A 24,736-nucleotide genomic window follows, 5' to 3' on the forward strand; every position below is an offset into this window, starting at 1 on the left:
AGTATAGAAAGGATTTTTCATCTTCAAATACGTTGGAATCAGCATGGCCCCATTGACCGGGTAAAGAGCCTCATGTTAATCCCCAACTCGTCCAGTGATTCGTTAATTTCCTCGATTCCAAGAAGGTCCATTAAATAGTCAGTGTTTGCGTTGGAGCTGAATACTATCATTCCTTTCACCACGTTTTCGAGGTTAGTACTATTTCCAAGCAGCAGTCCCTTTTCTTTGGAATATGCTATCCAGTCTTCATGGGCTCCCCCATCCGTATTAGGGAGATAATAATGATCAAGTTCTTCCAGGGAAACGTTCAGGGATTGATCCAATCTCTGTTCCCCGCATTGCTTTGCATACTCTATGGCGATGATGGTCTTCATCGCACTTGCTAGCGGGAACATCTCATCTTCCCTGACGGACACGAGCGTTTCCCCATTCCGATTCACCGTTAGGCTCCAATTCTCATTATGTTTCAAATAGTGTAATAGATAGCCCTCATCTCTTTTCCCCGCTTGCTGCCTAACGCCGGCCACAATTATGATCAAAGCGATAACCAAAACGATTCCACTAATGAATAAAGCCATCTTCATTTCCTCCTCTCCTATCTAAATATTGATACATTGATACTATATATACGGTTCCAAAATGAAAAATGTTTCATTTCACCAACGTAAAAAAACCTATCCACTGTGTAATGGATAGGTTTAGTATTTCGTTCATGCTGCCTGATTTTTACCGGCTTCATTATTTTTCAAGAACATGTAAAGTGACGCGCCGAAAATCACAATGTATCCAATGATACTGTATACATCAGGAATCTGTCCGAACAGGAAGATGCTGATAAGAGCGGAGTATACAACCGTCGAATAGAAGAAGATCGAAATCTCCCTTGCAGGAGCATACTTGTACGCAATCGTGATCCCGAATTGACCGACTGTCGCAAAGACACCTGCCGATAACAGGTAAACCCACTGCTTAGCGCTCATTGGTTCATAAAACCCGATGACAAACGGCAGCAGCACGACGGTCGTGAAGAAGGAGAAGTAAAAGACGACTGTGTAAAACTTCTCCTTGCTCCCGAGCACCCGGAGGACTGTGTACGCTCCTGCGGCAAATATAGCAGAAAACACTCCTGCCAGATACGGAATGACATCAAAAGAAAAAGCCGGTTTGATGATGAACAATGTCCCGATGAACGCAATGATGATCGCCACCACCTGAAATACGCGGGTTCGTTCTTTCAAGAACAGAGCGGAAAAGATAATAGTCAAAAATGGACTCAGCTTGTTCAGCATATCGGCATCGGATAACACGAGATGATCGATCGCATAGAAGAACAGCACAATTCCAACGGCGCCTAATGAGGAACGGAGCAATAGAAGCTTTTGATTTTCTTTTTTCCCAAATAGTCTTTCCTTATGATACCGGACAAAACCGAATGCAATGAAGGCAGAGACGATATTCCGGAAGAAAGTTTTCTGGATCGTCGGCACATCCCCGGATAACTTCACAAAAGCCGCCATCAGGGAGAAGCCGAACGCTGATAGTAATAATAACAAAATTCCTTTATTTCGATTTGACATGACTTCCTCCGATAATCAACAATTTAACAACTCAATCAGTGTAACAAAAAAAGGGGGCAAAGAAAAAAATCCGAACTCTCACCTATCATTTCCTTGAAAAAGGTATAGTATTGCATACGGGCAGGACCTGAGTGAAGCGATTTCATTTACAATTAGAGAACTGTACATGGAAGGTTCAAAGGAAGGGAAAGTCGTGCCGGAGGACTACACATCTAACCTGATCCTAATGAACAAGGCTTTAAGGACACACAGTATGTGCAAATCCCTGGGAAATGACGCGGATCTTTGTTCATTTTGGTCTTTATACCGGTTTGTATGTTTGGCACTGACATTTATCTTTGAGCATGAGGATTATGAGATGATGAGGCCTTATGCGGTTCTTCAATGAAGAAAATCAAAAGCCCCCGTAAGGAGGCCTTCCCGGCTTATTTTTTCATAATCGGGACCCACACTTCACACCGATAGTCCTCATCGTTTGGATTACCAGGTGGATACAGCTCAAATTCCGGGGCATCCCCATGTTCATAACCCGTGGATGGGAACCATTCAGAGAAAATGCGCTTCCAAACAGTTTGAATCGCTTCCGGCATCGGACCCACTGATTCAAATACCGCCCATGTGGCTGCGGGGATCTTTTTCACCTCCAGTGAAGGTTCTTTATCAGACTTTTTAGCAGCTCCGATAAAATAGGTGAACTCTTCATTGGGGTGATCAAACTCCATACAGATCCCGAGCATTTCGTCATTACCAGCTGCCTCACAAATCGTTCCGTCTAAACCGGAACTATTCACTTCTTCCCAGAATGCAGGGATATCCTGCAAATTTTGACCATTGTTAGTGGAGACTCTTTTCCCTTTCCCAATTACTTGAAAAGCATCTTTTTCAACGATTTTATAATTCATTTCAACTTCCCCTTTAAGTTGGATTTGGAAGGAGATGCGAGGAAATGCTTTCAGAGGGGTACCCGATTCCCTCACCTGGGATGGAGCTGCACCATGCGCTCTTCGGAAGGCTTTCGAGAAGGATTCGGGTGTTTCATACCCATACTTCAATGCGACATCGATGACCTTCGAATTCTCGTTGTTTAGTTCCTGGGCAGCCAGAGTCAGTCTTCTCCTCCGGATATACTCAGCCACGGTGCACCCTGTGACTAAAGAAAACAATCTTTGAAAATGGAATTTAGAATGGAGAGACAGCCTGGCAAGCTCCTCCATCTCAATTTCCCCTTCCAGATTTTCCTCTATATACTGAATGCAGTCATTCATCCTGTGTAGCATTTCCATTGTTTATCTTCTCCCCACTACCTAAATATACCGTCCAGATTATTAGTAATCCTGTCATTCTGTGCGATGATGTGACCGATAGTTGTCAAATCCATTATGCACTATGACCTTAAGACTTTATTTCTGCATTTTTTCACCAATCTCCTCCTTCAGTTGACCTGTTGAAGTACATCGTAGAACATAATGAAGAATAGCCAGGAGGGACGGACCTTTAGATTCAAGGTCCGTCCCTGTTTATTTTTTACAAATACAGGATTGAACCAACATCTCCCGTCTATTCCACTTCTCTCCAATCATATATTTGAATAATGCAGCTTCGCCTAAAGGGGGAAAACGAATTGCGAAATAGAGCTGATGATCATCATTACGGTGATCTTTCTTATCCGGATGATATGATTTCAATCGTTAAGAACGGATTGGGTCCTACACAAAAACCACGGAAAGTGATTATCATCGGTGCAGGTATGGCCGGATTGGTGGCAGGATCCCTTTTGAAAAAAGCAGGCCATTCCGTTACGATCCTTGAAGGGAATGACCGGATTGGCGGAAGGGTATATACGTTACGGCAACCTTTTTCAGAAGGTCAATACCTCGATGTAGGTGCCATGCGATTTCCGGAAACCCATGAGTTAGTATTTGAATATATTCGTAAATTCAACTTACCCACCAATGAATTCATCAATAAGAGTGATCTCTATCTCGTAAATGGAGTCCAAACAACAGATTCGAATTACAACAAAAATCCGGGTATCTTCAACTATCCCTTCCCCCCTGAAGAACAGGGCAAAACAGCCATCGAGTTATTATCCTCCGCTGTGAGACCTTTTTTAGACTTGTACGAAAAAGCAAGCCCAGAGGAACAGAAACGGTTACGATTGAAGTTTGATCATTATTCCTTCGATGTTTTCTTGAGGTTCAATCCAATTGGAACGTCCCTTACCCCCGAAGCCATTCGTATCGTAAAGGTCATCCTCGGTATAGAAGGATTTCCAGAACTTTCTTTCGTTGATATACTTCTTGATATTGTCCGAACGGTCTTCAATGACAAATTAAAGTTTTATGAAATAGATGGTGGAAATGATAAGCTTCCCTACTCCTTCTTGCCGGAGCTTCACCAGAATATCCTCTATGCCCAAAAGGTTCATGGGATTATTCAAAAGGATGACGGCGTAGAGGTCATCACACGAGATCGCACGACTAACCGTTACCAACGTTTTCTGGGGGATTACACCATCGTGACGGTCCCCTATTCTGTATTCCAATTCATTGACGTCCACCCACAGGAATCCATCTCCTTTCATAAATGGAAGGCGATACGGGAGCTGAATTATGTTTCTTCCGTAAAAATCGGGTTGGAATTCAAATCAAAGTTCTGGGAATCCTTCAAGATTGGAAATATCATAACGGATCTTCCCATCCGATATACGTATCGGCCAAGTCATGGTATCGGGGTCGCCGGTCCCGGTGTCATGCTGGGCAGTTACAGCTGGGGACAGAATGCCAATCTGTGGAACAGCTTGCCAGAAGATGAGCGGATTCGGGAAGCACTTCAAGGACTGTATAAAATTTACGGAGAACAGGTGTACAAAGAATTTTCAAAAGGGGCCTCCTACAGTTGGGCGGAAAACCAATTCTCTGCCGGATGCTTCACCCTATTTGCCCCCAACCAGGCTTCGGATTTCTCTGATTCCTTATACTTACCTGAACACCGCATCCACTTTGCCGGAGAACATACCTCCCCTTTCCACGGCTGGGTGGAAGGGGCCATCGAATCGGCCATCCGTGCAGCCTACGAGGTCAATAATAGAACGGATTAAATAGAGGGACGGACCTTTCTTCGAAAGGTCCGTCCCTCTATTTTTATTTTACTTTGATCACGATTTTCCCTTGAGCGTGATGGGTTTCGCTTAATGCGTGGGCGTCTTTCAAACCTTGTTCACTCAGTTCGAAAGTTTCTCCGATCACCGGCTTAAGCTGACCGGATTCGTAAAGGTCCGCAAGTTTGGACAGCTGTTCTCCCTTGGGATCGAGCCATAGAAATTCGGCTTTCACACTGTACTTTGCAGCTTCCTCTTCATTAGGGGGCTGTGCAATCGATACGAGCTTCCCATTTTCCTTAAGGACCTTATAACTGTTTGTCTGGATTTCTCCCCCCATGGAATCCAATACCAAGTCGAAATCTTTCAGCACTTCACTAAACTCTTCTTCCTTATAATTGATGAACTGATCGGCGCCCAGTGATTTGACGAAATCCTCATTTTTGCCGCTTGCCGTGGTCGCGACATGTGCCCCGAAGCTTTTGGCAATCTGAATCGCAAAATTTCCTACCCCACCGGAACCTGCGTGGATCAGCACCTTATCGCCTTCTTTGATTTCACCGAAACCGACTAAACACTGCCAGGCAGTCAATCCGGCCAGGGGAATGGCAGCCGCTTCTTCAAAGCTCATGCTTTCAGGCATTTTGGCAAGCAGTTCTTCATCCACGGCCACATATTCAGCATAAGTACCTTCCCTTGTCGTAGCCGGCCTCGCAAATACACGGTCACCTACTTCAAACCCTTTTACATTTTTACCTTTTTCAGCGATCACTCCCGCTGCATCCCATCCCAGGATGATCGGAAATTCAAAGTCCAGCATATCTTTTAAATACCCTTCCCGTACCTTCCAATCAATGGGGTTGATGGACGTCGCATGATTTTCCAGCAATATTTGGTTGTCCCCGATCTCGGGCTGATTGATTTCCGTTTCCTGTAATACTTCTTTATCTCCATATTGTTTGATGATGATGGCTTTCATTTAAGCGCCTCCCTGTTTTTATTCATACGGTTTATGTTCCCTCTCTTTAAGGGTATTTAAACAATGAATAGCCCATCGGCATTTATACAGGGTGTATTACTGGATTCTTCCCATTCACTATTGTAAATTTAAGACAAACTACATAGTAATAAGCATATGGGAATCTAACTTTCAAAAGGAGGAACACTATGCAACACTACAATTTGATCATCAACGGAGAACAAACCGGTTCGGATCTTGCGAAAAAGGATGTAACCAATCCTGCCACATCGGAAGTCATCGCCACCATTCCCAATGGAGGAAAACATGAGGCAAAGGAAGCGGTAGACGCAGCTTATGATGCTTTCAAGGAATGGTCACAGTATTCAGCATACGAACGGAGCGAACTGATTCGCAAATGGCATGACCTGATCGATGAAAACAAAGAAGATCTTGCCCGCACCATGACCATCGAGCAGGGAAAACCTCTAAAAGAAGCTCTTGGAGAGATTCAATATGCCAATGGATTCATCTCCTGGTACGCAGAAGAAGGAAAGCGCGTTTACGGGGAACAAATCCCTGCCACTCAGCGTAATAAACGCTTATTCGTCCATAAGCAGCCGGTCGGGGTTGTAGCCGTCATCACCCCTTGGAATTTCCCTGCGGCGATGATTACCCGTAAAGTGGCTCCGGCACTTGCCACAGGCTGTACGGTCGTCATCAAACCGGCAAACCAGACTCCTTTGACCGCATTAAAGATGGCCGCACTTGCAGATGAAGCGGGCATTCCTAAAGGCGTCATCAATGTGGTGACAGGTGATTCGAAATCCATCGGGGAAGCGTGGATGGAAGACTCTCGTGTCCGGAAACTCACCTTCACCGGTTCAACGGAAGTCGGGAAGGTCCTCATGAAAGGATCCGCCGATACCGTCAAGAAGATATCCTTGGAACTGGGAGGTCACGCCCCTGTCATCGTCATGGCTGACTCTGATTTAGAAAAGGCCGTCGATGGAGTCATCGCCTCTAAATTCAGGAATGCCGGTCAAACATGTGTCTGCTCCAACCGTATTTATGTACATGAGTCCATCGCAGATACATTTTCCCACAAGCTGGTCGAAAAAGTGAAAGCACTGAAAGTAGGGAACGGACTGGAAGAGGGTGTGGACATTGGTCCATTGATTGATGAGGATGCCATCGAGAAAGTCCAGAAACACGTCAAAGACGCTGTAGAAAAAGGGGCTTCTGTTGCCTACGGAGGAAATGGATTGGATGGGTTATATTTTGAACCCACTGTCCTGACAAACGTAAACGATGATATGCTTTGTATGAAAGATGAAACATTCGGTCCCGTCGCCCCGATCACGACGTTCTCAACCGAAGAAGAAGCCATCGAACGGGCGAATGATTCGATTTATGGTCTTGCTGCCTATGTGTTCACGGAGAATATCACGAAGGGAATCCGAATCAGCGAGCAACTGGAATACGGAATCGTCGGATTGAATGACGGCATGCCATCCACTCCACAAGCGCCATTCGGAGGTTTCAAGCAAAGTGGGCTCGGCCGTGAAGGCGGGCACCAGGGAATTGAGGAATTTCTCGAAGTAAAATATATTTCACTCGGATTATAATAGAAAAGAGGCGCGCATACTCATGCGCGCCTTATTTTTTCAAAAAGCGGTCCTGGAATTCCCGGTATAAATACAATAATCCGGCCATAAAGAAAAGGAAAATAAGAAAGTTCATGATCTCCGGTCTTCTAAACCCCTCATACCCTTGAAGAAATAAAAAGAGCATCCCGAAAGAAAGATAGATCGCAGCTGCAACATGCTTCATGAGACCAACTCCCTTATCTTTTCTTAATGCATATTCCGGTATGTTGCAAGGCATAACCAGAAAAGGAAGATCAAGAGTAGAGAAATTACTATTATATTAGGAAAATTCATTGACGAGGCAAATGCCCTGTGCTAGATTGTGAGTATTAACGAAATTTGAAATAAGATGAAAAGTATGACTTTAATGTGATCACATACGAAATATGGTTTATAGTGCGAGCCAGGACTCGTCCCTCATAAGGGGCGGGTTTTTTCATGTGATAGGCAGTAGAGAGTATTGGAGGAATGGTTATGAGGAAAAAAGATATCCTCATCTCGGGATTTATGCTTTTTTCATTATTTTTTGGTGCCGGGAATTTAATTTTCCCCCCTTATCTTGGATTGGAAGCCGGAGGATATTTTATTGCAGCGATCTCCGGATTTATTTTAACGGCAGTATTTTTGCCTTTTTTAACGATTATATCGGTTTCCCTTTCCAAAAACGGATTAATATCAATTGGTGAACGTGTCCACCCAGTCTTCGGACTTGTGTTTGCCATCGTGATTTACATGTCAATAGGGGCTCTTTACGGAATCCCCAGGGCTTCCAATGTGGCGTATGAATTGGGTTTTTTACAAATGACCGATGTAGAGGGGCGACTTCCTCTATTATTCTTCTCTATAGCTTTCTTTGGTTTAACCTACATACTTAGCATCAATCCGAAGAAAGTCATTGATCTCGTCGGACAGTATTTAACTCCCGTGCTGCTCATTGTATTGGCGGTATTATGTGTACGCGCTTTTATCATATTTGATTACGCCGATGCCATGCCCACAGAGAAATTCCAATCCGCTCCATTTCTAAAAGGCTTTCTGGAAGGGTATTTCACCATGGATGCCGTAGCTGCCCTGGCGTTTGGAATCGTCATCATCAACGGTTTGAAGGAAAAAGGAGCATCGTCAAAATCAGAGCTGATTCGCGGGACTATAAGTTCAGGGCTGATTGCCGCCGTAGGATTGGTATTGGTTTATTTATCACTGGGATGGATCGGCCGGGTCATCCCACATGAACGACCAATGGAAAACGGAGCGGAAATACTGGTAGTGGCATCTCAGCAGCTATTCGGATACAGCGGCAATATGTTATTTGGATTGATCGTGATGATTGCCTGTTTGACGACTTGTATCGGCCTTATCAATGCCTGTGGGCGATTTTTCCAAGATGTGTATCCAAAATATTCGTATAAAACGTATGTCTTGATCTTCATCCTGGTCGGTATGGCCGTGACCAACCTGGGACTGAACATGATCTTATCGGTTGCCGCTCCCCTTCTTGTTTTCATTTATCCTGTTGCCATCGTTCTTGTAGCTCTATCCCTCTTCCAGCACTTCTTCGGGGAAAGCAGAAGGATGTATGTATACGGGGTCAGTGTTGCGACAATCTTTGCCTTTTACGAAATGCTTACCACCCTTCCGATCCCAATGAGTGCCATACAGAAAGCCCTAAGCATACTCCCCCTCAGCGGAAATGGGCTTTCCTGGACCACCCCCGCCCTCCTCGCTGTCATCGCAGGATACACCATTGACCGGGTGCAGAAGAAAATTTGAGGGACGGACCTCTAAAAAAGCAGCGAGGGACAGACACCTGTCCCTCGCTGCTTTTTAGTTACTTTCCTTCACATAAACCTTCATGGACTCACCGCTTAATCCAATGGCCTCAGTTGAATGCATCCATCCATATTTTTCATAATAGTTTTCCAGGTCCGTTGTGAGGTAGAGCTGTTGGTATCCTTTTTTACCGGCTTCGTTTAAAGCATGGTCCAGCATTAAGGAACCCAGCCTGCCTCCTCTATGCGCTGGATCTACATATAGACATGCAAGCCATGGAAACAAATCCTGTCGGCTGTTAAGGTCGTTCCTGAGTAAAGCGTAAGTGCCTATGATCTTTCTTTCCCGTAACACGGTATAAAATCTGGGAAGGTCCTCTTCCGTACGGCATGAATGGTACATACAATCTTCGTAAAATCTGAAATTATCTTCGCTCCCCCACTGCTCCCAAAAAGCTTTCACTGCGTTATCAAATAAACTCATTTCTTTCTGTAACTCAACGACCTTCATGACGGGTTTCCTCTCTTTACTGCATTGACGTATATTAAATGGATTCTTCATTTCTGGGGAAATCCCTTTTTTTCACTATAAAAAGGCACGTCCATCTTGGAACGTGCCTTGCTGGTTGGATTTAATATGCGCCTTCAGAATACGTTAACTCATAGCTGTGGGAATAAATTTCAAAAATATTTCCGAACGGATCTTCCACATACACCATACGATAAGGCTTCTCACCTGGGTAATACTCGCGGACCGGCATCCGCTGTTTTCCACCGTGCTGCTTGACCTTTTCGACCATGCCTTCTACATCGGGATCCTGAATACAGAAATGGAATAATCCTGTCTTCCAATATTCAAAGTTGTTCTCAGGTTTTTCATTGTGCGGGAATTCAAATAGCTCGATCCCGATTTTATCACCTGTTGCCATGTGGGCAATTCTGAACTTGTCCCAGTCGTTCCCGAACACGTCACGGCACATCTGTCCGATGGCAGTGTCGTCATTTTCGACATCGGAAGGTTCCATGATGACATACCAACCGAACACCTCTTGGTAAAATGTAATCGCTTCTTCAAGGTTTGGGACGGAAAGTCCTATATGAGAAAATGATCTTGGATATGGTAACATTGAATGATTCCTCCTTCGTTTTGATTAGTCTCATCTAACACGACTTCATTATACGAAGAGAAGCGAATAAATGTAAGAATGCACTTTTTTGTAAGAAACTAACCTTTAGGTAAGAAAGGACTGGTGCACGATGGATACACCTGTCGATCAACAGGGGAAATTGAAATGTTCAATTGAATTCACATTGCGAAAAATCGGAGGAAAATGGAAGACGGTCATCCTCTGGCATCTCGGTACGGAAGGGACGCACCGGTACAATGAATTGCGACGCCTTCTACCGGGTGTTGCCCACAAAGTACTGAGCCAGCAGCTGAAAGAACTCGAAGAAGACGGATTCATCACCCGTACCCAATACGACACCATCCCCCCCAAAGTCGAATACTCCATGACAGACCTCGGTATGACCCTCATGCCAATCCTTCAGCAGATGCATGAATGGGGAAATGAACATGGGGAGTTTTAGGTAATGGGACAACTTAAAGGGACGTTTAAAGGGACGGACCTCCACAAGGATATCTTATGTAAAGTAAGTATCCATTTTGGAGGTCCGTCCCTCTAGTCCTCCCTTTTCTTATAACAAGTCAATGAGGAATAGTACACTGAAAATAGTTAGGATGATACCCGCTAAACGATTGATCATACTTAACGAAGCCTTTCCCATTCTGCCGCTTATAAAGCCTCCAACCAAGGCGAGAAACCCCCACCAAATGGCCGATCCGAAAAACACGCCAGACACCACCGTCAGTGCAGTCCCTAAATCCTGAGAACCTGCCACCCGAAACACCCCGAAGATCGCAATAAAAGCAAGTACCGTCATAGGATTGGTGAGCGTTAACAAGAAAACAGATAAAAAACCCTTCAACAGGGAAGTGGGATGCGGTTCGTCTGTCACTGTTGCCGACGGTGGTGTGCTGAACGTCCTCCATCCAAGCAGGAACAGGAACAACCCTCCCCATAATTGTATCCAGAACTGGTGATTCAGCAGGAAGCCCGACACAATCGTAAGTCCCATGACGGCAATCAGTCCGTAAAGAGCATCTGCCGTGGCTGCCCCTAGCCCTGAAATGAAACCTGTCTTTCTTCCATATGACAATGTACGTTGAATGCAGAGAATCCCGACAGGTCCAACAGGAGCAGCAATTGCCACACCGATAATGAGACTTTTCATAAATAATATTGCAGCGGTCATTTTTTCCTCTCCTTATTCCGCAGAAAACGTATCTGAATGCAACGGCACGACAGAACTTTCTATAAAAGATTTCATCATAATGGCAGCGTTTTTAGAGGGACGGACCTCCAGCAGATCGCTTAATTGGATAGAATATAAGCGTTTGGAGGTCCGTCCCTCTCTTATTTAAGCCAACTGTCCAGGAATTCTTTCTGGCTGCCGTCGTAATATTGTTCGAAGAATTCGGCAAAGGTGCGGGAGTCCACGTGTTTGTATTGATATTCTTTGTAGTAGGCTGCCAGGAAGTTTAATGCTTCGGTCCTACCTCCATGTTCGTCCAAGAAATCGTTTAACAGATTCGGCCCTTTTCCATATACAGTTGAAATGTAATTATTCTCAAATTCATTCAGGGGAGTATTTAAGAATGGTTCCGGCTTCCCACTGTTCAACACTTGATTCGAAAAGGCAAACGCTTTTCCCTCGTCCTTATATGCATATGCGAGATAATAAGAGGATAGTAACTCTGTCAGACTTTCATCCAGCCAGGCATCCCGGTAAGGGTCATTCGCCACTCCCTGATAGAACCATTGATGGGCGATTTCATGAACCAATGGATGTTCATAGCCATTCGGGTCACCTGAAATTTCAACAATATTGGAATATTCCATGTCTCCATTATTCCCGATCAGATCCAATTCATTTGAAGGGTTCTCACCAATGGAGTCATGGTAAAAGAGATATGCGTCCCTTGCTTTCTTTAGAACATCGCTCATAATCGATGACTGACCTTTTTTAATAAAGGCCCGAAGTTCTACGTTGCGATACATCCCTACCTTGACTTTCTCCGTTTTCTGTTCCCATTCCCGGGGATTCAAGAAGGCAATATAGAAGTCCCGGATACTCTTTCCTTCCACTACACCTTGACTGACCGGTTCATTCCCTACATCCACTCCCGAGCTTGCCACTAAATATTCTTCAGGCGTTTCAAATGAGACTTCAAAGGTTCCATATGTGGTATTATACGATTCACCTTTTGGGTCGAAAGGTTGAATGTCCCATCCATCATGATACGTTGCGAGCATCGGATACCATTGGGCAAGGAAAAAGTCATCCCCTTTCCGGGATAAACGCAATCCTTCTTCCGGAAGCGTCATGGTGTACTTGAAACTAACCGTTTTGGATTCCCCGGGTGGCAGCTTTTCGTCAAGATCTACAAGGAGCTGATTCCCATCCAATGAAAACGAAAGACTCTTCCCCCTACTCTGAATGGAACCCATAACGGTTTCTGCATGATCTTTCAGGAACTCCGGTTTATTATCTTCCGTGAACGCATTCGGAATAAAATAAAAACCAATATTCTCAAAAGACTCATCCGAGTGATTGGTCACCTTGATATCTGCTTGAACACTCCACTTTTTCTCATGATCCATTTTCAACTTCAAGTTATAGTCCGCAGATGCTTCCTGGGGAATCCCTGATTCTTTCAGTTCATACTTCTTTCTGCTTTTATTCAGATCTTCTTTGGTTAATTCTGCAACTATGTCCCTGTGCTCATCAGGAATCCTTCCACTAATGAGAAAGCGATGATATTTCTCAGGAACTTCAAACGTCAACAGAGCAGTTACCTTGCCAGGAAGCTTCACTCTCCCCGCCTGGTAGTTGACCGCGTTCACCACATCCGTTTCCAAAGGATAATATTTCTTCCCTTTTTCATCCAGGAGAGTGTAGGCACCTGGTTTGAACGATATCCTGTCAATATAGGGATCACTACTGTATTTGAAATCCCAACTGACGGGTATGGTGATGAGCTGATGCTTGTTCTTCGCCCTCAGTTCCGAAGAGGATTGACTGGGTGCTTCAATAAGAATCGATTGCTCGTCAAAATCCAGTCTTTCTCCAACGACTGCCTGCTTTTTAGCGAGTTCCTTCGCTTTTAAAAAGGGAAGAGGCGCATCCATGGCGGTATCTTCCTTCTTCTCTTTATCCGGTTTGAAAACATCTGTTGTCTTCCCTTCTGTCCCCTGTTGTTCCTCAGGGGCAATCACACTGGCGGTTTCAACCTTATGTCCCTCTGGAATTCCTTTCCCTAAAAGAGCAAATACTGAGAAGAACATGACTGCCGCTACAGTGACAAGAACGTATTTAAACTGTTTCTCCACTTTTCTATCATTACTGTACGTCCCATTCAATCCTTGGAAAGGCGGGGTATTGACTGCTTTTCTTGCCGGTAGGAGGGCGGCTAACACCCCCGTGGAAATCGGAATCAACAGAGACGCCCCATACATCCATAACTGTGCAAAGGGGATGTCCCCATACATCATCCAAACCATCGCAAAGGCAAAGACCAATCCAATGATTCCTGCAAGGACACCGGAAAACATTCCTTCCAGAATGACCAGCATCCGAACGGTCCCATTCTTCCATCCAAGTGATTTAAACACCGATATTTCCGGCTGTCTTTCAGCCACGTTCTGCCAAATGATTTCTGCCGTCGTCAGGACCGCGATGGTCAAGGCGATTCCCATTGCCACATAATGCATCGTGCTGACTTCCATGGCCACATACTCCCCTAACCAGGTCGTGTACATGACCCCTTTCAAACGTAAGGTGATGAACAGATAAAAGACGAGCAGTCCTGTTGGCAGACCCATGGAAACGACGGATAGAATGGTGCGTTTCCATCTCGAAAGCATCGAGTTGACCGCCATTCCCACAACGGATTCAGATTTCACAAATCTCTTCTGCTTCACGGTGATTTCACCTGAACGCATCGCTTCATACGGCCTGATCCTCCTCACCAGATTGGCAGGGATCACCGCACCCATCAAATAAATGCCGAGCCCAATCAATCCGATAAGGGCAACCCTGATAAGGGATGTGTCAAGATTGTTTGCGACTGTAAACCAGCCTAATATCAGCCAGCTGATGATGGATACAACGGAACCGAGAATAAGGGACTCAAGGAGGAGGAGCTTTGAAAGCTGATTCGGACGCCACCCCAATGAAAGTAATACGGCAAACTCCCTTTTACGGGCATACATCATAATCAGGTTGGAAGAAAACACGTACACAATGGCCACGACCACAACGCTGCCAACGACTCCTGACACTCCAAGTTTTGCTTCTTTAAAAATCGTGATGGAGGAACCGATTTTGATCCACGGTTGTTCGATCCAGCCGAAGCCCGTTTCCCCCTTTATTCCCGGGATATGGGTCAAAGCAGGCTGAGGAGATGATCCCAATGTGACGTCGACTATCAATCCTGTTTCTTCTTCTATCTTTTTAGCCACCTTTTGCAGGGTCGCTTCACTTTCTTCATTGAACGTCTCGACACCCTTTACGTTGACACGTATGGCTGATATGGGTTTATCCCCCAGAACATGCGTTGCTGCTTCCAAGGTGGTCAGCATTAAAGGAGGCTTCGTCAAGAAACCATAGGGATTATTTTCAGGCTTCATATTGACAGGAGGATTAACCGGTTTCCCATTTTCATCTATTACCCAACTGGCTTTCGAAGGAAAATATGTTTCGACGGGCAGCTCGGTTAAAGGATCCTTTGAAATGTTCAGTTTCTGGGCATCAAAGATTCCTATGTAATCCAACCTTATCCGAGGCCAGCTCGAGCTATTCTCCCCGAACATCTCAACCGGGCGGTAAGCCTGATCTACCGAGAGAAGGGAGTCTTCAGGCAGGTTGTAAGGCTCTACTTCATAACTGAATGCCCATCTTTCACTAAATGGGCTCGTTACTGGCTGATAGGTTACAGGAGAAGGCTTCAGAGCCATCCAGCTCATGCCACCCATATCATTGGCGTAGCTTGGATTCATGACCGTACTGACAACTTTCTCGTGTGCCTTGTTTGTCGTAAAACGCTTTTCCTCCACTACACTCCCTATTTGCTTGTCAAGGTATGCCTCTCCGCCATTTCCTTTTACTCTTTCCATCGTTTCACTTTGGCTGGCAGGATCAAAGTCCAGATCAAGCTTTTCCACGGTATAATGTATTTCCCCATCTACAAATTCACGATCGCTTAAAATGACGGGGATTGTTGTATCAGTTAAGTCGCCTTCCAGAGGGGTATCCATGACCTCATCTGTTTCTGAGAAATAACGGCTTCCTTTCCCTTTTACAATAGCATGATCCAGTCCGACAAGCTTCGCTTCCTGTTCCGGATCGATTCCGGCCACGAGGATTTCAGTCCCGTAAGACAGGCTTCCCGGGGATGCCCCGACTCCATACCCCGGGTCCATGCTATACTCCCTTCCACCGCCGATTGTAAAGTAGTAGTTCCCTCCGTCCACTTCGTCCTTCGCTCCGGTCTTCACCACTTCCTCTTCCTTCAAACGGTAAATACCCGGCTCCGTTACTGATAACTGCGCCATTTGGACATCATTGAGTACATATCCCATCATGGAGATGGGAGCGGCAATCTCGACTTCTCCCAATTGTTTAATGGTTTCATATTGTTCGAGAGAGATTCCCCCATCAAGCCCACTCAAGTAGTTTGGTTCCAGCAGATTCATTTCTTCCGTGACGCTTCTTGAATCAGGAGGTCTCACCACCATGTGATAGGAAGATTTCCACTTTTTCTGCAGTTCATTTACAATCGTTCCATTGTTCGTCTGCGTCATCCCGACCAGATAGCTAAGTCCGACGCTCAATAACAGAACCCCAATGATTAACAGGATGAACCGCTGCTTATCCCTCCACCATGTATTCCATATAAAACGGATCATATAGGTTCCACCACTCGATCAGACACAATCCTGCCATCCTTCATTTCAATGATTCGGTCTGCTTTCCCGGCAAGCTCTATATCATGGGTGACAAAGATGATGCCACAACCTTTATCCTTGTTGAGCGAATGGATGATTTGGAAGATTAACTCACCTGTTTCAGTATCCAGATTCCCTGTCGGTTCATCGGCCAGAAGCCACTGTGGCTCGTGGACCAATGCCCGGGCAATCGCCACCCTCTGCTGCTGACCACCTGATAATTGAGAAGGAAGGGAATGTAATTTATCCCCAAGTCCTAGTGATTCCAAAAGTTCGATTGCCCGCTCTTTCTTGTTATACGGAACTTTTCTTGAGAATAGAGGTGCCATCACATTCTCCATAGCCGTCATAGTCGGAATTAAATGAAACTGTTGAAAAATGAATCCGATGCTCTGAAATCTAAAATCCGCCATTTCTTTCTGAGTGAATTCCGTGACATCTTTTGATCCAAATAAAATCTTTCCTTCTGTCGGCTTATCCAACGTCCCGATCACACTCAATAACGTCGACTTCCCAGAGCCTGATGAACCCACGACAGAGACGAACTCCCCCTGCCGAAACTCGGCAGACACCTGCAGCAAAGCATGGGTCTCAACCCCTTCACCCTTATATGCCTTCGAAACCCCATCAACCTTGACCCCAATAGCCATTCAAAATCCCCCATTATAATCGTTTGAATTTTTTAACAATTATAACAGATATAATACAAATATTTCAAAGTTACGTAAATATTATTAAAAGGCACAATTAGAAGCACTATTAGAGGGACGGACCTAAAAGCAGTGACAAAAGTTGCTTCAACTTGCATTTGTTGATCTATGCTGGAGGCTGGAGATGGTTAAACAAAAACCTTTGCTTTCTCCTTTCCATTCGTTATCCTCTAATTAGATAAGAATGGAGGAGGAGAATCTTATAATGTCTTTTGTGTTAAAACGGATTTATGATGAGCCGCCCTTAGTAAAAGGACACCGTATTTTAATCGACCGAATCTGGCCACGTGGGATATCAAAAGAAGACGCCGACTTGGATGAATGGATGAAAGAACTCACCCCCAGCCCCTCTTTACGGAAGTGGTTCAATCACGAAGCCGGGAAGTTCGAGGAATTTAGGGAAGCATACAAAAAAGAACTTTCTCAAGGTGAAGAAAAGCAGGAGCAGCTGAAAAAGTTAATAAAACTCTCATTGAACAAGCGCGTAGTACTCCTTTACGGAGCAAAAGATGATCAGCACAACCACGCCATTGTCCTAAAAGAGGTATTAGACGAAATATCATCCAAATGAAACGAGGGACGGACCTCTGAAACCAACACGAAACCACCAGGTCCCCCGCTCATTCCAGGTCCGTCCCTCTAGATAACTGCTTCGTCTTCTTTCCATGTAGATTTCTGTTCGATCCTGCCCATAAACCAATCTCGGTTATGAGAAGCAGGAAGACAATCCACATCCAGAAATGCAGGAATCCTTGATGAAACTCATAAAAGTCATTCATATAATAAGGATTTTGATGCATGGTCATAGTAAAAGCATAAAACATTCCAAAGGTGAAGTTTCGTGACCACTGACTGATATGATAGGTAAATATCCCTCGTTTCCAGCCCAGTTTCTGAATCCGCTTGACCGCCCTCACCACTTCCATCACTTCTATACAAATCAAGAGGATAAACACAAAGAGCCAAAAGATCATCATGATCCTTCCTGAAAACATTTCTGAAGTGACGAGAGCAAGACCTGTAATGGATAAAGCACCATGAATGATACAGTTTGTGCTTGGCCAATCGTCAATGATCGTCCAAGGATTCCCTCTTATATAACGCAGCACCACGATTGTCAAACCAATGGTATAGAGCAGGACCCCAAGTGATATCACTCCAATCAGCAGTCCCTTTGGAAGAGAAAATACCTTCAACCAGTAGATCACCAATGATTGAGTGGCAACAGCAGACAGCAGCACCACCCCATGAGGAGCATACGCTGACGGTCGTTTCATCAGTTCTTTGAATTGATAGAAGCAGTTGGCCGTAAACACCACCCATAAGAGAGTATTGATCATCATCATAACCTGTACACCCATGCTCATTGCCGGAAAATATTTAGTGATGACGTTACTTAACACCGATAGCCCGGCAACCCAGGATCCAACGGCGAATGATTGAACAGGATTTCGTATAAGTACAGTGAAGCATGGCTTCAGTACCCATTGCTTGAAAATAGATTGATAGGTGAAGACTGCCAATACTATCAGGAACACAGCCATTACTTCTCCACTCGTGTAGTTGATCCATGTAAAAGCATCCACTGCAGCATAAAGAAAAATACCAATAGCCATAATGACAGCACCTGAAGCTGGATGGACGATATCTTTATCATCTATTATTTTCATCCTTAAACCGAGACACCTCCCTTCAGCTTTCCGGGTCGCGCAGCCACCCGAGAAAAACATCATGAGGAAAATAAACCCTTGAATCAGAAATAAGTTTTGGTAGTAATCTATCCAGCTCATCAACTAATTCATTTAGTTCTTTTAGTACCAAACCATTCTCAAACTCCTCTATAGAAACAAGTAACTCGTCTTCATCCAGTACAAATGCTTTTCCATCCTTAAATACGAGAAGGTCAATAATGAGATCTTCGAAAGAAACGACTTCATTGTTCATATTCGTATTTTTGACGATATTAAAATAAGAGCCTACATACTCACCACTGTAATCTCTCCAAATATAAAGATTATAAGCGCGATTCTCCCAATAATGCGCAATCGTATAGCTTCCTTTTTGGACGGTCAAGCTTGATTCGTTTATTGACATAGTGAAATCATCTTCAATCTTATGAAAAAGCACTGCCTCTTCTACTCCCATTTTCAAAACCCTGCAGGAATGATCCACTACACTTCCGTCATAACCAAACTTTCTCTCTATAATCCGATCTCCAACCTGACCAAAACCGCCCCTTCCATCTCCATACACAATCATCCCTCCACAACTCCAGTACCAACCTTATCAGTGTAACAAATAAAATAGAGGGACGGACCTCTAAGCAACAAAAAATCCTTTGTTTTCAATGCTAATATGAGGTCCGTCCCTCTCACACAATATGGGTGGGTTCGGGTTTTATTTATTGATTTGATATTTCAACGGAATGCTTTCTTTCAAGTAAAAGTACTTCTAATTCCCGCACTGGCAGCGGACGGCTAAAATAATATCCCTGCCCTATCTGACAACCGTTCCCCTTCAAAAATAATACCTGTTCTTCCGTTTCAATCCCTTCTGCTATAGTCGTGAATTTCATGTTTTGACTCATGTCTATGATGGCTTTTACAATCGAGACCTGATTTGAACTTTTAACAATATCATCCACGAACGATTTATCGATTTTGATATTATCGATTGGTAGATGCCTTAAATTATTCAATGAAGAGTAACCCGTTCCGAAGTCATCCATGGATATGGTGACCCCCAACTGTTTTAACCTGTTAAGTACGGAGGTTGACCTTTCGAAGTCCTGCATAATACTCTCCGTTATTTCAAGCTCAAGTCGTTCAGGCTGGCACGCGAGATTCTGCAATGTATCTTCCACCATTTGAACAAATCCATCATCTTTGATCTGCCGAACAGATATATTCACTGCAACAGGAACAATACCCAATCCATTCTGTTCCCACTCCATGCTTTGTCTGCACGCCTCATGCAGAACCCACTCTCCAATCGGAATGATCAAGCCTGTCTCCTCTGCCAGTGGAATGAATTCACAAGGAGGAATCATTCCCAGTTCCGGATGATCCCAACGTACCAACGCTTCTACACCGGTAATCTCATGGGTATAGAGGTTCACTTTCGGCTGATAATGGAGACTTAATTGGCCAAACTCCAATACCTTTCGCAATCCATTCTCAATTTCCATATTTCTCGAAGAAGCTTTCTCAAGTTCTGGAAAATAGAACTGAAAATTGTTCTTTCCTCGTTCCTTCGCTAAATACATGGCAGTATCTGCATGCTTAATTAAGCTTTCCTGATCCCTTCCATCCTTTGGGTACATACTGATCCCGATGCTCGTTGTCACAAAGAATTCCTGATCATGAATAACGAATGGACGGTTGAAGCTTTGTAATACAGCCTGCGTCCTATTTCCGACCTCTATTTCACTCAATTCAGAGAGTATGATAATAAACTCATCCCCTCCTTGTCTGAATACAATTCCGTTGTCTTTCACGACATTTTTCAATCGCATGGAGACCTTCTCTAAAATGACATCTCCCGTAGAATGTCCCTTCGTATCGTTGATGACTTTGAACCGGTCCAAATCCAAAAATAAGATGGCAAAGGAATGGTCCGCATTTTCCTCGATGGACTCTTCTAAGTATTGCTTGAATTTATTCCTGTTCGGAAGACCGGTCAAAGAGTCATAATACGCCATGGCATGAATCGTTTTCTCTGCTTTCTTCCGATTCGTAATATCCCGGCCGACCAATTGGATGGCCATCCTTCCTCCATACAAGATGGGCATGGCGGAAATCTCCAACTCGATTTCTTCTCCGTTAAGGCGAGAAATGGTCAGTTCAAATCGTTCCCCTGAAGTCGAGCCCTTTGTCTCCTCCCTAATGTTCTTGATATTTTCAAGACTGGTAAAAAGGGCAACGTCTTGGTTGATAATATCTGAAGGGCTTTCTGCACCAATCAGCCTGCTTCCGGCTTCATTGATATAATCAAATGTCTGGTTGCTGATCACGGCAATGATATCCGGTGACAACTCTACTAAACTACGATATTGATCTTCACTTTCTTTGCGATTGGTAATATCAAATAAAACGCTGGTAAAAGAAATCATTTCACCGTTTTCATCCAAGGTCGGGATTCCCCTGTCCTGTATCCAGCGAACCTGACCATCCGGCCTGATGATCCGGTAAATACTCACACATGCCTGACCGGCACCTAGGTTCTCCGCCCTTTCGTCCAATACGTGCTTGTCTTCGGGGTGAATCACTTTTTTCCACAGAAGAGTATCCTGATAAAAGTCGTTTAAAGGATATCCATATAAATTCTCAATCCCCGGTGTGATTAAAAGGACATCTGACTTTAAATCGTGAGACCATATGGCAACATCAAGGGTTTCAAATATGTTGTTTAAATTCTTATTGCTCTTGGATAATTCCTTTGTGGCACTCCAATTCCCTCTAAAAAGAAGAAACAATAGAGAAAGCATACAAAGGACTAATCCTGTGTGAAGGAGTAATGATCCTTCTACAGAGTGATCAATCGTTTTCCATGAAAAATCCAGTATTTCCAAAAAAATCATTGTTATAAATAGTATGAGGACTGTTTTCTTATTTTGTATAAAGAACATTCATTACTCTCCCGATGATAAAAATTCTTCCTTTACCCAAGTGTACTATTTATGGGTTTCATTCACAATACAGCTAATAATTTCCTCTATACATCAAAAAAAGAACCAGCTCCTGAACAAAGCTGGTTCTTTGAATCGTGATACCAATCAATACGACACACCCGTACGCGTATGTGTCTTCTTAAATTCATTCATATCCGGATCAAAATAATCTTCATTAAAGGCAGGGACGAACTGACCGTCTTTCAAATAGCCCGATCCCCATGTCGGGTCAAGGGTCACCCATTCCCCATCCAGATTTGCCTCCACCCAGGCGTGCCTTCCAGGGAAAATGCCCCCTGCCCTGCCATCTACAAACCTTGCCTCAATGTCAATGGCCCGAAGCATGGCAATCGCCAGATATGCATAATCCTGGCACACACCGGTCTTGGATTGCAGGGTTTTCAATGCACTGTCATCCCAATTAAAGTCATCATTTTCATACTTTTCAACGTCATAGGAAATATTCTTTGCGACATAATCGTAGATGGCTTTCGCCTTATCTCTGTCACTCGTTTTTCTTGCTGTGACGGTTTCCACCTGCTTCTTGATCTCAGGAGAATCAGACTGTACTCCACGTGAAGGCAGGAGATCCCGCTTATCTTCCCCTGTGGATTCCACTTCAAACTTCGCAAAACCGAAGAATCTGAAGTAATCACTGTTTTCTTCCTTGATTTCAGGGACACTGAGGGTCACTTCATACGTTCCGGGCCCAAAGCGAAGGTAAAACGAATCATCAAACGTAAAATCCTCAACGGGAATCACATCGAGCGCTTCGTCCTCACCCTTTTTCGTGGTGATATAAATATGAGTGGTTTCAGGTCCGAATTCCGCCATCGGATCGATGCTTCCTTTAATTTTATATAGTCCGTCAGACTCTTCTCCCCCGAATTGCGGGGATTCCAATGTCACTCCCCTCTCCCTGAAAGTTTCCGAATAGTCGATCGGGCTCATCACACGAGCAGATGCATTATCGATGAGGATCGTCGTGGCGGTCTGATAGTAGTTCTCACGGTCTTCATCAGGAACGAGCACTTCAAGCTCATGTACTCCTTTTCCATAAAAAAGCGGGATATCATAACTGAATTCCCCATCTTTTATAGGGATGACATGTTTCCAGTTCTCAGAATCCTTCTTCATTCTAAGCATCATGCTATCTTCATCCGTCAGCTCAGCCGCCTCACCTTTAAGAGAGAAGACTTCATCCCCTTTCACGTAACTTGATTTCGTGGATAAAGTGAGTCCCGCATCCTGTCCGAACGGAGTCAGGGTAACGTCCCTATCAGCCTCGGGATTCACATTATGGACGGTAAAGGAGGCCGTCTCATAGTAGTAATCCTCACGGTCCTTGCTTGGAAGTTGCACTGAAATGCTGTATTCCCCTTTGCCATTGAAAAAGTGAATGTCCTGCTTAAACTTTCCGTCTTTTATCGGTGTGTAATATTCAAGCTGCCTACCTGCAGGTCCTTCCTCACTAGACCTGACCTTGATCCAGACATAGCTTGATTTTAGATCCTGATACTTCTCAATCTCTCCGTTCACCCTCACTTTTCCATTTACCGCAAAATCTTTGTATGTCGGTTCATTTATAGTAGCGCCGATTTCCTCACTGTAGGAAGTGAGCTCCAAAGGCTTCAGTTCCCCAAGTTCCTTATTCTTTTTCATTACTTCCTTTTCATACGGATCTTCTTCTTTGTTATGTGCCTTCGTTTCCCCACTGCTCACATTCGAGTCGCTGCATGCTGCCACAAACAGAAAACAGACCAACAAACCAAACAACGCCATCAAAGACGATCTATTATTCTTCCTCATGCCATCCTCCTAAACTTTCTGTATAATACATCTACGCACAATACCACCATCGGTTCCCGGTCCTATTTCCCTAATTCAGAAGGAGGGACGGACCTTCAAACTAGTGAAAGTGAATTTTTAATAACCTGATTTAGAGGTCCGTCCCTCCCACGACCCTTCTATATCTGTTTGTAATAGATAATGGTCGGTTCTAATTCACCATTAGGAGATGCGGCGTACTCAGGGATCCGCCCTCCTTGAACGTATCCCAAGGAAGTGTATAAATGATTGGAAGGTGCCCCTTCGACCGTATCAAGTATGAGCAAGGTCCGTCCCTCTTCTTTCGCTCTTTTCTCAGCGGTTTGCATGAGTTTTTTGGCGATGCCTTTTTGGCGGAAGGCGGGGTGCATCATCATCTTGGCGATTTCTGCTCGATTGGTCCCGTTCTGTTTGGTACAAAGATGAAGCTGTACGGTTCCAGCAATGGTATTATCCACCCAGGCCACATATAGGATCACATGTGGGCGAAGGATATTCATCCAATATTCCGCAGCATCAGATGGAGCCAATGGGGATAAGAAGCCGATTGATGCCCCGTTATCCACTACTACCCTTAATAAATCAGACATTTCACCAATAAAGGGATCTATGCTTTTCAGTTCTTCGATTTTCACGCCTTGATTCATCATGACCACTCCACTCCCAAGTCTCTCAATTCTCCACCATGCCGGTACTTCTGTCGGCAATAGGCTTAATTTTATTCTACTACTCTTTTAATCACCTTATCTCAATTTCCCTATAAAAATAAGCTCCCTCTCCCTATACCCCATCTCTTCATCCATGGGTTTTTCCAGGTAGCTTACCAACGTTTAGCCTTTCTCTTTAACCAGCGAATTTTTTTATGTCTCACCCTCTTCACTCCACTCATTTAGATAATCAAAAGATAACGGGAAACATCTGACCCCCTAACTTTTTCTGGAATTCACCACCTTTTGTTATACACATACTAGAACAAATTTGTTATCCTATGACCATAACAAAACAGGAGGTGACGCTTTGTTCATCCAAATCGAGCCTCAATCAGATATACCGATCTATGCCCAAGTGCGAAATGGAATCATGGAAGGAATCGTCAGGGGAGAACTGACACCGGGAGACGTACTTCCTTCTGTAAGGAGCCTTGCTGGTGACCTTGGTGTGAACATGCATACGGTGAATAAAAGTTATCATGAATTGGAAAGCAAAGGGATTATCCGGATTGTTCCGAAGTCCGGCGCTGTCATTTGTTCACCTGCCGAGGGGAAAATTCCGCCGCATAAGTTGAACCAGTTCTCTGAACAATTGCGCCCTGTAATAGTGGAATCCCTGGTCGTTGGTTTGAGTGAGAAGGAGATTACTGAATTAGTCACGTCCATCATTTTAAACATTAAGGGGGAGTAACCATTG

The 24,736-nt window shown here is 44.3% G+C and carries 21 protein-coding genes and 1 pseudogene; 7 read left to right on the forward strand and 15 right to left on the reverse strand.

Translation table 11 applies throughout. The features are described 5' to 3' along the window. Window positions 1-38: 38 nt before the first annotated feature. Together JI667_RS11770 and JI667_RS11775 are read right to left on the reverse strand one after the other, a co-directional pair. A complete protein-coding gene (locus JI667_RS11770; protein ID WP_206853636.1) occupies window positions 39-578 on the reverse strand; it encodes a serine hydrolase in 540 nt (179 codons plus the stop codon). A 132-nt stretch (window positions 579-710) separates the two neighbouring features. Next, complete coding sequence (locus JI667_RS11775) at window positions 711-1,577, reverse strand: DMT family transporter (protein ID WP_206853638.1); 867 nt, start codon at window positions 1,575-1,577, stop codon at window positions 711-713. A 216-nt stretch (window positions 1,578-1,793) separates the two neighbouring features. Between JI667_RS11775 and JI667_RS24025 the strand changes: the two are divergent. Beyond that, window positions 1,794-1,965 (forward strand): annotated as a pseudogene (locus JI667_RS24025) (multicopper oxidase domain-containing protein); the annotation flags it as partial. A 37-nt stretch (window positions 1,966-2,002) separates the two neighbouring features. On the opposite strand, the gene JI667_RS11780 reads toward JI667_RS24025, so the two are convergent. Continuing rightward, window positions 2,003-2,860, reverse strand: a complete 858-nt coding sequence (locus JI667_RS11780; RefSeq protein WP_206853640.1) for an effector binding domain-containing protein — start codon at window positions 2,858-2,860, stop codon at window positions 2,003-2,005. A 338-nt stretch (window positions 2,861-3,198) separates the two neighbouring features. Between JI667_RS11780 and JI667_RS11785 the strand changes: the two genes are divergently transcribed. Continuing rightward, window positions 3,199-4,677, forward strand: a complete 1,479-nt coding sequence (locus JI667_RS11785; protein ID WP_244668297.1) for a flavin monoamine oxidase family protein — start codon at window positions 3,199-3,201, stop codon at window positions 4,675-4,677. Window positions 4,678-4,720: 43 nt separating this feature from the next. On the opposite strand, the gene JI667_RS11790 is transcribed toward JI667_RS11785, so the two are convergent. Then, complete coding sequence (locus tag JI667_RS11790; protein ID WP_206853646.1) at window positions 4,721-5,656, reverse strand: NADP-dependent oxidoreductase; 936 nt, start codon at window positions 5,654-5,656, stop codon at window positions 4,721-4,723. Between the two features lie 188 nt (window positions 5,657-5,844). Here JI667_RS11790 and JI667_RS11795 point away from each other — a divergent pair, with 188 nt between their 5' ends. Then, window positions 5,845-7,263: an NAD-dependent succinate-semialdehyde dehydrogenase gene (locus JI667_RS11795; RefSeq protein WP_206853649.1), complete on the forward strand. Its 1,419-nt coding sequence runs from the start codon at window positions 5,845-5,847 to the stop codon at window positions 7,261-7,263. Window positions 7,264-7,294: 31 nt separating this feature from the next. On the opposite strand, the gene JI667_RS11800 is transcribed toward JI667_RS11795, so the two are convergent. Beyond that, a complete protein-coding gene (locus tag JI667_RS11800; RefSeq protein WP_206853652.1) occupies window positions 7,295-7,468 on the reverse strand; it encodes a hypothetical protein in 174 nt (57 codons plus the stop codon). Between the two features lie 290 nt (window positions 7,469-7,758). On the opposite strand from JI667_RS11800, the gene brnQ reads away from it, so the two are divergent. Next, on the forward strand, window positions 7,759-9,054 hold the full coding sequence (gene brnQ, locus JI667_RS11805; RefSeq protein ID WP_206853657.1) for a branched-chain amino acid transport system II carrier protein: 1,296 nt from the start codon (window positions 7,759-7,761) through the stop codon (window positions 9,052-9,054). A 54-nt stretch (window positions 9,055-9,108) separates the two neighbouring features. Here the strand turns inward: brnQ and JI667_RS11810 are convergent, their stop codons facing one another. Beyond that, a complete protein-coding gene (locus JI667_RS11810) occupies window positions 9,109-9,615 on the reverse strand; it encodes a GNAT family N-acetyltransferase (RefSeq protein WP_244668298.1) in 507 nt (168 codons plus the stop codon). A 70-nt stretch (window positions 9,616-9,685) separates the two neighbouring features. Continuing rightward, window positions 9,686-10,180, reverse strand: a complete 495-nt coding sequence (locus JI667_RS11815) for a lactoylglutathione lyase family protein (protein WP_206853660.1) — start codon at window positions 10,178-10,180, stop codon at window positions 9,686-9,688. A 130-nt stretch (window positions 10,181-10,310) separates the two neighbouring features. Here JI667_RS11815 and JI667_RS11820 point away from each other — a divergent pair, with 130 nt between their 5' ends. Next, the gene (locus JI667_RS11820) at window positions 10,311-10,643 is read left to right on the forward strand and encodes a winged helix-turn-helix transcriptional regulator (RefSeq protein WP_206853663.1); all 333 of its coding nucleotides are present in this window, start codon (window positions 10,311-10,313) and stop codon (window positions 10,641-10,643) included. A 108-nt stretch (window positions 10,644-10,751) separates the two neighbouring features. On the opposite strand, the gene JI667_RS11825 is transcribed toward JI667_RS11820, so the two are convergent. The 3 genes from JI667_RS11825 to JI667_RS11835 form a co-directional block, all read right to left on the reverse strand. Next, window positions 10,752-11,369: a LysE family translocator gene (locus JI667_RS11825; RefSeq protein WP_206853677.1), complete on the reverse strand. Its 618-nt coding sequence runs from the start codon at window positions 11,367-11,369 to the stop codon at window positions 10,752-10,754. A gap of 161 nt (window positions 11,370-11,530) precedes the next feature. After that, window positions 11,531-16,084, reverse strand: a complete 4,554-nt coding sequence (locus JI667_RS11830; RefSeq protein ID WP_206853679.1) for an FtsX-like permease family protein — start codon at window positions 16,082-16,084, stop codon at window positions 11,531-11,533. After that, complete coding sequence (locus tag JI667_RS11835) at window positions 16,081-16,773, reverse strand: ABC transporter ATP-binding protein (protein WP_206853681.1); 693 nt, start codon at window positions 16,771-16,773, stop codon at window positions 16,081-16,083. The genes JI667_RS11830 and JI667_RS11835 overlap by 4 nt, the downstream gene beginning before the upstream one ends. A 265-nt stretch (window positions 16,774-17,038) precedes the next feature. On the opposite strand from JI667_RS11835, the gene JI667_RS11840 reads away from it, so the two are divergent. Continuing rightward, window positions 17,039-17,404 (forward strand): DUF488 domain-containing protein, encoded by a 366-nt coding sequence (locus JI667_RS11840; RefSeq protein ID WP_206853682.1) that lies wholly within the window; start codon window positions 17,039-17,041, stop codon window positions 17,402-17,404. Window positions 17,405-17,453: 49 nt separating this feature from the next. Here JI667_RS11840 and JI667_RS11845 read toward each other — a convergent pair whose 3' ends face one another. The 5 genes from JI667_RS11845 to JI667_RS11865 form a co-directional block, all read right to left on the reverse strand. Beyond that, the gene (locus tag JI667_RS11845) at window positions 17,454-18,503 is read right to left on the reverse strand and encodes a hypothetical protein (RefSeq protein WP_206853697.1); all 1,050 of its coding nucleotides are present in this window, start codon (window positions 18,501-18,503) and stop codon (window positions 17,454-17,456) included. Window positions 18,504-18,525: 22 nt separating this feature from the next. Then, on the reverse strand, window positions 18,526-19,092 hold the full coding sequence (locus JI667_RS11850; RefSeq protein WP_206853700.1) for a DUF402 domain-containing protein: 567 nt from the start codon (window positions 19,090-19,092) through the stop codon (window positions 18,526-18,528). A 142-nt stretch (window positions 19,093-19,234) separates the two neighbouring features. Then, window positions 19,235-21,460, reverse strand: coding sequence for an EAL domain-containing protein (locus JI667_RS11855; RefSeq protein ID WP_206853703.1), 2,226 nt, complete (start codon window positions 21,458-21,460; stop codon window positions 19,235-19,237). Window positions 21,461-21,607: 147 nt separating this feature from the next. Then, a complete protein-coding gene (locus JI667_RS11860; protein ID WP_244668299.1) occupies window positions 21,608-23,311 on the reverse strand; it encodes a transglutaminase domain-containing protein in 1,704 nt (567 codons plus the stop codon). A gap of 158 nt (window positions 23,312-23,469) precedes the next feature. Then, window positions 23,470-23,976, reverse strand: a complete 507-nt coding sequence (locus tag JI667_RS11865; RefSeq protein ID WP_206854474.1) for a GNAT family N-acetyltransferase — start codon at window positions 23,974-23,976, stop codon at window positions 23,470-23,472. A 370-nt stretch (window positions 23,977-24,346) separates the two neighbouring features. Here JI667_RS11865 and JI667_RS11870 point away from each other — a divergent pair, with 370 nt between their 5' ends. Beyond that, complete coding sequence (locus JI667_RS11870) at window positions 24,347-24,730, forward strand: GntR family transcriptional regulator (RefSeq protein ID WP_206853706.1); 384 nt, start codon at window positions 24,347-24,349, stop codon at window positions 24,728-24,730. Window positions 24,731-24,736 lie beyond the last annotated feature (6 nt).

The sequence above is a fragment of the Bacillus sp. NTK074B genome (assembly GCF_017303375.1).
In the GTDB taxonomy this organism is placed as follows: Bacteria; Bacillota; Bacilli; order Bacillales; family Bacillaceae_B; genus Rossellomorea.